The organism is Thiomonas sp., assembly GCF_054608695.1.
Genome location: NZ_JBTRXV010000048.1, coordinates 22,674 through 30,209, shown reverse-complemented (window position 1 = coordinate 30,209; position 7,536 = coordinate 22,674). Strand labels below are relative to the sequence as shown.

The 7,536-nt window shown below is 64.2% G+C and carries 8 protein-coding genes and 1 pseudogene; 4 read left to right on the top strand and 5 right to left on the bottom strand.

The features are described from left to right. Nucleotides 1–931, top strand: a pseudogene (locus ACYCUK_RS15060) (IS110 family RNA-guided transposase); the annotation flags it as partial. A 63-nt stretch (nt 932–994) separates the two neighbouring features. On the opposite strand, the gene tnpC reads toward ACYCUK_RS15060, so the two are convergent. The 3 genes from tnpC to ACYCUK_RS15045 form a co-directional block, all read right to left on the bottom strand. Beyond that, on the bottom strand, nt 995–2,590 hold the full coding sequence (gene tnpC, locus ACYCUK_RS15055; protein ID WP_461595522.1) for an IS66 family transposase: 1,596 nt from the start codon (nt 2,588–2,590) through the stop codon (nt 995–997). A gap of 104 nt (nt 2,591–2,694) precedes the next feature. After that, entirely contained in the window at nt 2,695–3,036 is a 342-nt protein-coding gene (gene tnpB / locus ACYCUK_RS15050) for an IS66 family insertion sequence element accessory protein TnpB (protein WP_461595521.1), read from the bottom strand. Then, the gene (locus tag ACYCUK_RS15045) at nt 3,033–3,398 is read right to left on the bottom strand and encodes a transposase (RefSeq protein ID WP_233224471.1); all 366 of its coding nucleotides are present in this window, start codon (nt 3,396–3,398) and stop codon (nt 3,033–3,035) included. Before ACYCUK_RS15045 ends, tnpB begins: the two co-directional genes overlap by 4 nt. 29 nt (nt 3,399–3,427) lie before the next feature. Between ACYCUK_RS15045 and ACYCUK_RS15040 the strand changes: the two genes are divergently transcribed. Together ACYCUK_RS15040 and ACYCUK_RS15035 are read left to right on the top strand one after the other, a co-directional pair. Continuing rightward, the gene (locus tag ACYCUK_RS15040) at nt 3,428–3,595 is read left to right on the top strand and encodes a hypothetical protein (RefSeq protein ID WP_461595523.1); all 168 of its coding nucleotides are present in this window, start codon (nt 3,428–3,430) and stop codon (nt 3,593–3,595) included. Further along, entirely contained in the window at nt 3,592–3,786 is a 195-nt protein-coding gene (locus ACYCUK_RS15035) for a hypothetical protein (protein ID WP_461595520.1), read from the top strand. Before ACYCUK_RS15040 ends, ACYCUK_RS15035 begins: the two co-directional genes overlap by 4 nt. Nucleotides 3,787–3,849: 63 nt before the next feature. On the opposite strand, the gene ACYCUK_RS15030 is transcribed toward ACYCUK_RS15035, so the two are convergent. Together ACYCUK_RS15030 and ACYCUK_RS15025 are read right to left on the bottom strand one after the other, a co-directional pair. Beyond that, a complete protein-coding gene (locus ACYCUK_RS15030; protein ID WP_461595519.1) occupies nt 3,850–4,443 on the bottom strand; it encodes a hypothetical protein in 594 nt (197 codons plus the stop codon). After that, nucleotides 4,440–5,564: an XRE family transcriptional regulator gene (locus tag ACYCUK_RS15025; protein ID WP_461595518.1), complete on the bottom strand. Its 1,125-nt coding sequence runs from the start codon at nt 5,562–5,564 to the stop codon at nt 4,440–4,442. The genes ACYCUK_RS15030 and ACYCUK_RS15025 overlap by 4 nt, the downstream gene beginning before the upstream one ends. A 231-nt stretch (nt 5,565–5,795) precedes the next feature. On the opposite strand from ACYCUK_RS15025, the gene trbL reads away from it, so the two are divergent. After that, on the top strand, nt 5,796–7,499 hold the full coding sequence (gene trbL, locus ACYCUK_RS15020; RefSeq protein WP_461595517.1) for a P-type conjugative transfer protein TrbL: 1,704 nt from the start codon (nt 5,796–5,798) through the stop codon (nt 7,497–7,499). The last annotated feature ends 37 nt before the right edge of the window (nt 7,500–7,536 follow it).

The window sequence follows — 7,536 nt, the reverse complement described above, 5'->3', positions numbered from 1 at the left end:
GGCCACCGGCGTGTACTGGAAGCCCGTGTGGCACGTGCTCGAAGGGCACTTCGAGCTGGTCTTGGCCAACGCCGCGCATGTGAAGAACGTGCCCGGCCGCAAGACCGACGTGAACGACGCGACGTGGCTGGCCGATCTGCTGGCCCACGGGCTGATCCGCGCCAGCTTCGTGCCGCCCGTGGCCGTGCAGGAGTTGCGCACGCTGACACGAACGCGCAAGCAGTTCGTGCGCGAGCGCGCCTCGCACGTGCAGCGCATCGAGAAGGTGCTGGAGGACGCGAACCTCAAGCTCAGCGTCGTCATCAGCGACATCCTGGGCAAGGGCGGCCGCGCGGTGCTGCAAGCGCTCATCGACGGCCACAACGACCCCGAGCATCTGGCTTCGTGCATCACCACGCGTGTCAAGGCCAGCCGAGCGCAATTGCTGGAAGCGCTGCGCGGCCGTGCCAGCGCGCATCACCGCTTCATGCTCAAGGTGCATCTGACCCACATCGATGCGCTGGACAAGGCCATCGCCGCCATCGAGACGGAGGTGGGCGCGGGCCTGGCGCCCTTTCGACACGCCGTCAAGCTGCTGAGCACCATGCCCGGGCTGAGCGAGGTCAGTGCCAACGTCGTTGTGGCCGAGATCGGCATCGACATGTCGCGCTTTGCCACCCCGGGCCACTTGCTGTCCTGGGCCTGCATGTGCCCGCGCAACGACGAGAGTGCCGGCAAGCGGCGCAGCACGCGCTTGCGCCGCGGCGGCAAGTGGCTCAAGACCACGCTGGTGCAAGCCGCGTGGTCGGCCATCAAGGTCAAGGGCAGCTACCTGCAAGCGCAGTTCCACCGGCTGCGTGCACGCCGCGGCGCCAAGAAAGCCATCGTCGCCGTGGCCGCTTCCATGCTCACCGCGGCCTGGCACATGTTGCGCGACGGCACCGAATGGCAGTAAGCGGCTAGCCACCCCACCTTGACGAGTTGACCGCAGCGTGCGCGCAGGTCGGCGACGACCTCAGCCCATTGGCTGCCAGCGATGCGGCAGCAGCTCCTCGATGCGGCTGTTCATGTGTGTGGGCAGCCGCGTCAGAACGTCCTTGAGGTAGGCCCACGGATCATGCCCATTGAGCTTGGCCGATTGCACCAGACTCATCACGACGGCGGCGCGCTGGCCCGCCAGTTCACTGCCGGCGAACAGCCACGCCTTGCGTCCCATCGCCCAGGGCCGCATCAGGTTCTCGATGTGGTTGTTGTCGACCTGCACCATGCCGTCGTTCAGGTTGGCCGTCAACGCTGTCCAGGCGTTGAGGCTGTAGTCGATGGCGCCGGCGATCGCGCTGCCCTCGGGCACATGCGTTCGCTCCAGCCGCAGCCAGACGTGCAATTCCTCCCACAGTGGTTTCGAGCGGGCTTGCCGCATGGCAAGCCGTTCTTCTTCGGTCAAGTCCCGCGCCTCGCGCTCGATGCGGTAGAGCCAGGCGATGCGCTGCAACGCCTGCGTAGCCACCGGGCTCTGGTTGACCTTGATCAGCTCGTCGAACTTGCGCCTGGCGTGGGCAAGACAGCCGGCCGCCGTTCTCCCATCGGGCTTGAGCACGCTCTCGTAGCCCTTGAACTCGTCGCGCACCAGCGTGCCCGACCAGCCTTGCAAGAAGGCCATCGGGTACTTGGCACCGCGCCCGACGCAGAAGTCGTAGGCCACGCCCGGCAACGCATCGAAGCCGCTGCGCGCGTAGGCCCAGACGTAGGCGCGTCTCGTCTTGCCCGCCCCAGGGTCGAGCATGTTCACCGGCGTCTCGTCGGCGTGCAGCACCTGCGCACCGAGCACGAACTCGCGCTGCGCGTCGAACAGCGGCTGCAATGCGGCGCCACCGCGCCCGGACCATGCCGCCAGCGTCGAGCGCGGCGTGTGCACGCCTGAGCGGGCGTTGATCTGCTCCTGGCGGTAGTACGGCAGGTGGTCGACGAAGCGGCTGACCAGGGTGTGCGCCATCAGGCCGGCGGCGGGCATGCCGCTGTCGATGATCTGCGGCGCCACCGGCTCTTGCACCAGCAGCTCGCAGCAGCGGCAGGCCCACTTGCCACGGATGTGGCGGTGCACGAAGAACTGCGCCGGCACGATGTCCAGGCGCTCGCTCACGTCTTCGCCCACGCGCACCATCGGCTGGCCGCAATCCGGGGACGGGCAGGTGGTGTCCTTGGGCTCGTGCTGATGTTCGACACGCACCAAGTGTTCGGGTAGGGCCTGACGCTTGGGGCGGCGTCGCGGTTCTTGTGGCACCGCATCGGGCTGCGCGCCGGCCTGCGCCTGCAGCGCTTCGAGCTGCGCCTCGAGGCTGGCCTCGTCGTCGGCGAGTGTCTCCTCGAAGAGTTGGCGCTGCTCGGCGTTCATGGCTTCAGTCTTGGCCGCGAACTTCCACGCCTTCAGGCGCGCCAGCTCGAACGTAATGCGCTCGAGCTTGGCGTCACGGAACTTGATGTCCTGCGCTTGGGCTGCAATGTGTCGGCTTTGCTCGTCGATGCGCTGGAGCATTTGCTCAGCGATTTCGGTCAGCGCGCCGGGGCTCAGACCATGCAGGTCCTGGGCTTTGAGTTCGTGCACATTGAGCATGCTCGTATTGTGCAAAGCCAGCATTGGCGCGGCTATTCGGACATGTTCCGATGGCCGCCGCGCTGCTTCTCAATGCCCAATCACATCCGTGTGATCAGCCGCCATCACATGCGTGTGATCACCCTCATTTGCTCCAGCCGCTGCCAGGACAATCCGAGCACCAAGGCGTCGAATTGCGGCTGCGTCAAGGTCATCGGCGCGGCCTCAGTGGGAACCTCGCGCGGCCACACGAAGCGGCCGTCGTTCAAGCGCCGCGCCGCACACCACACGCCGAAGCCGTCATGCACGAGCAACTTGATGCGGGTGGCGCGTGCGTTGGCGAACAGGTAGCCGTGATGGGCCTGGGCCGAGCCGAACACTTGCACCACGCGGGCGAGCAAACGCTCGGCGCCGGCGCGCATGTCCAGCGGCTCAACGGCCAGCCACAGTTGATCGATGCGGATCATCGTAGCCAACCGCGAAGCCACGCCGCGCACTGATCGGCAGCCGCCAGGGGCCAGCTCACGGCAACGCTCGTGGCACCCCGGCGCAGTTCGATGCGGATGTCTGCCAGCGCTGTTGGGACGGCCTCACGACTTGGCAAAGCCAGCGCGATGAACTCGCCTGCGCCGTGGCCTGCGCTGCTGGGTGATGCCGGCGGCCGGGCCGCTGGCGCTACGCCACGGCGCCACTTGCGCACGAGGTTGGCGTTGAGGTCGTAGGCGCGCGCAATGGCCGCCACCGAGGCGCCGGGCTCGCCGCACGCGGCAAGCACCCGGGCCTTGAGTTCAGCGGCGTGGCGCCGCCGCGGCGCACTCTTGATTTGCATGGTGTCCACCTCAGACATACGTGGACACCATGTTGGCCGCTATCCATCCGCTGTTCAAGGTGGAACGGCTAGCCGCTTACGAATGGCACGACCTGGGCGCTGCCCACTTCGACCGCGCCGATGCCACCAAAACCGCCAACCGCCTGATCCGCAGGCTTCAGCAGATCGGCTATGTCGTGCAGGCCACGCCGGCTTGAAGGGGAGAGTTTCACTTCAGAACTTCTATCGCGGCGCGAGCCTGGCGCAAGGGCCGTATGCCGGGCATGGGCACGCCTGGTTCAAGGCGCATCCGCAGCAGCGCGGCATTGAATCCGGCTGGTGCCGGGCCACAGGCAACACCACCGGAGCCTGCTTCGCCGTGGAGACAACCGGGGCGGGGTTTTACTGATCCGGCCTTTCCCGGTGTCGACTTCTTGCTGAATCGGCCCCAATGCCATCGTTTGGGGCAGTCTCAGCTTGCCTTGGGCCCGAAGATCTTTATAAAGACCGTGTGTCTCGCATCTTGCCACGATTTTGGCAGATCGCCATTGATCTCTAACGCATCGTAGAGATCTCGGATGATCGGTCCGTCGACCACTTTGGCTGACCGGAGCTTGTCCAGGAGTTCATAGCCATGCCAGACGGCGATGCCGAAGTCCTGGGCCAGCGCGTGCATCCCGAGATCATCGGTCACGACAATCGCAGGCTTGACCTGCCCCAGGGCGAGCAACCAACAATCAGTCGGCCCCGGAGGGGATCGGCCCCCAGAGGCGTACCTGTCGACATCAGCAAGAACCCAGCCATGCAGGACACTCTGTGCCGCCTGAATGCTTGCCTTCTCTTCGCTGGTCAACCGAACCTGCTTGGACAGGCGCTCGGCGGCGAAATCCGCCGCATCAAACCAGGGGTACTTGAATCTGAGCCGAGCACTTCGATGAACCTCGTCCTCAACGGATCTGTGAATTGTGAGGACATAGCCCTTTTGACCGAACTTGATGCCGACCGCTGGCCTGACACGCTTGGCCAGCCGAAGGTAGGCGTTCGTGTCGAGCAAGACCAGCGTCAACGGCTGAGATCTCCGTGGAGCGCCGCCGCATCTTGCATCGGGATGTCCATGATCTGCTGGATGTAGCCAGGCCCCGTCCCTTTGCTCTTGACCATGCGTCGCAACGATGGGAAGAACGCGCTGCGAAACACGTTTTGTGCGGCGGCCATGTAGGCAGCGGGCTCGGGTGGCGTGGGGTCGAACAGGATCTCGCTGACCAGCTTTCCACGCTGGTTGTTGCGGATCGCGTGAATTTCGCTGTCCTTGCAACGCAGCAAGGCCAGTCCCTCCGCCTTGGCATAGTTGTTGATCTCGCAGAACACGCTGTAAAGCGAAATGCTGTGGGCGCTTGCTTCACGCTGCAACTCCCTGATTTCGCCCATCGCATCGCGCTGCCCGGCAGCTTGGTGATAAGCCGCCTTCGCCAAGGCTTTAGGGAACAGCAATGCTCCCGCGAATGCGTCCGCAAAGTCTTCGCCCTCATTCTGACCAGCCAAGTCCGGGGTATAGACATGCGCAAGCTCGTGGGCCATCCAGAACTTGAAGTCCTCCAACCTGGTGTCCAAATTGAGGAAGATGAACGTCACTTGATCTTGGGGAAGCAAGATGTGGAGCGCGTTCTTGTGGTTCTTCTTTTCACCCCAGAGCACAGGCACAATGACAGCACCATTGCATCCAAACTCACCAATGAGGTGCTCATAGGATAAGACCGCTTGGACCCCCAGTCCAATTCGAGTGCGTACCTCTGCCACGACCACTTGCAACGCGTCGTACTGTAACGATGGCGACGGAATTTGCGCCCTCAGTGATCGCGGTTCAGGTAAAAATTGCACCAGCGGCTTGAGCAGCGTCCCCATGGCCATCGCTTTGAGGGCGTGCGCGTCTGTCGTTTTTGCGCCGCCCTTCTTCCGAAAAGCAATGACCGGTTGATCCTTCGACGGTGTGATCACCAGATCGGTAAAGCTCAGCCTCAGGGTCGTCGCAAGCTTGAGCAGCTTGTCGGGGCGAGGAAAGTCTGCGCCTTTGATCCAATTCGTCACCGCTTGCGCCGACAAGCCCATCTCGGCGGCAAGATCCTTTTGGCTCCAACCGCGATCTTGAAGCGCTTGCTGGAGATTCTGGCTGTGGATCCTTTTTTGCATAGCAAAAGGATTATCGAGGATCCGCCGTAAAAATCAAGTTTAATCAAGTTAAGTGTGGTTTTTCGTTCCTAAGCGTTTGCACCACTCAGCCAAGGCGCACATCAAGCCACACCTTTCTTGCCCGTGCCTTTGTGCCGCGCGTCAGCGCGGGTGCCTTGGTTTCCGCGCCACCCATCATGCTTTGCGCCTCCTGCGCATACCCACCTGTCAACCCTCTCGACAGGTGATCCCATGAAACTCAACCGATCCGCGCGCTGGCTGCCGCCGCTCCTGCTCGCCCTGGCCTGCGCGCCCGCCTACGCCGGCAACGGTGTCCTCGACCAGATCCAGAACACGTTCCAGACCGCCTCGACTGGATGGATGACGTCCGCGCTCGGTCTTGCCCGGCCCTTGTTCTTCGGCCTGGCTGCCATCGAGTTCTCCTGGGCGGCGATCAACTACACGCTGCGCAAGAACGATCTCGGTGAACTCATCACGTCGATGACCCTCAAGATTCTCGGCATCGCATTCTTCGCCATGCTGCTGACCGAGGCGCCGACCTGGATTCCGCCCATCATCAACAGCTTCACACAGGCTGGGCAGACGGTCGGCGGTGGCGGACCGACCTCGATCTCATCCTCGATCGGCCCGTCTGAAATTCTGAATGAAGGCATCGACACGGCAGCCAAGGTTGTATCCACGGCCGACAACATCAACAACGGCCAGACAGCGGCCGGCGTCAGCATGTTCTCGCCGGGCAAATCCATGGTGGCGCTGGGCGATAACCTGCTGTCGGCCATCTTCATCGGTTTGACCGGCCTGATGATCCTGCTCGGCTATCTCGCCATCGCCATGCAGCTTCTCATCACGACGATCGAGAGTTACATCGTCATCGGCGCCGGCGCCTTGATGCTGGGCTTCGCCGGGAGCCGCTGGACGCTGCCGTTTGCCGAGAAGTATTTCGGCTACGCGGTGAGCGTCGGCATCAAGCTGTTCACCATCTACGTGGTCGCTGGGTTCGGCGGGCAACTGGCCAACATCATCATTGCGCACTGGGCGACCATCGCTGCAACGGCGCCACCGAACAACACCGTCGGCCCGATTGACTTCATGACAGCGGGCATCACCACCCTGGCTTACGGCGCGGTCGGCTACATGGTTCCGGGCATCGCCGGATCGATGATGAACGGCTCGCCTGCCATGAGCCTGTCCAACGCCGGTGCTGCCGCTGGCGGCATGGCGGCGGCTCCGCTTGCGGCTGGTCTGGCGGGTGGCGCTGCGCTCTCCAGGGTGGCTGCGCTGGCGACCACGCCGCTCAGTGGCAGCGGGTCCGCTCCCAAGGGCGGCATCGGCGGCAGTTCCATGCTGCCGGGTGGCCCGGTTGGCGGCGTGTCGGGCACCTCACGGCTGGAATCCCTGGCGGCTGGGGCGGGCAAGGCTGCTGGCGCCGGCATCAAAAGCGCATCGTCGGCGCTGGGTGCGGCCCCAGGTGTCGAGATGGCGGGCAAAGCGGCTGGTGCCAGGGCCGAGGCTGCCGGCACTGCCAACACTGCCGCGCGTTTCAAGCGGGATGGCCCTGCGGCCAACGCGGGGGCCACGACCGGAACGGGTGAAGCCGTGAAGTCCGGTGCCGAACTCGGCAAAGCGGCGGCGCCAACCACGCAGGAAGCCGGGTTGTCCTCCGCGCCGACCACGGCGAGCACTCCAGGCGGCAATGGCTTCGCATCCGCGCCCGGGGGTGAAGGCAGTCCTTCGTCCGCATCGGGCGCCGAGCAATCGGCGGCGCAGCGCCAGTTCGAGCAGGACAACAAGGTTAAGGACAAGGGACCGAGCCTGAGCGACCGGCTGCATGACGGCGCTGCGACCTTGCAGCACGAGTCGGACAAACGCAAACCTGGCCTGTCGCACGACGGTCAGAGCGGGGGCGTGAGCATCCGGATGAATCACATCGAGTGATTCGGCCCAGCGCCATCCAACCCCCCACCCCCCAACC

Bases quoted from the DNA above. Each gene is read 5' to 3' on its own strand.
- ACYCUK_RS15025 (WP_461595518.1), bottom strand. From the start codon at position 5,564: ATGCAAAAAAGGATCCACAGCCAGAATCTCCAGCAAGCGCTTCAAGAT.
- trbL (WP_461595517.1), top strand. From the start codon at position 5,796: ATGAAACTCAACCGATCCGCGCGCTGGCTGCCGCCGCTCCTGCTCGCC.
- ACYCUK_RS15045 (WP_233224471.1), bottom strand. From the start codon at position 3,398: ATGCAAATCAAGAGTGCGCCGCGGCGGCGCCACGCCGCTGAACTCAAG.
- tnpB (WP_461595521.1), bottom strand. From the start codon at position 3,036: ATGATCCGCATCGATCAACTGTGGCTGGCCGTTGAGCCGCTGGACATG.
- ACYCUK_RS15040 (WP_461595523.1), top strand. From the start codon at position 3,428: ATGTTGGCCGCTATCCATCCGCTGTTCAAGGTGGAACGGCTAGCCGCT.
- tnpC (WP_461595522.1), bottom strand. From the start codon at position 2,590: ATGCTCAATGTGCACGAACTCAAAGCCCAGGACCTGCATGGTCTGAGC.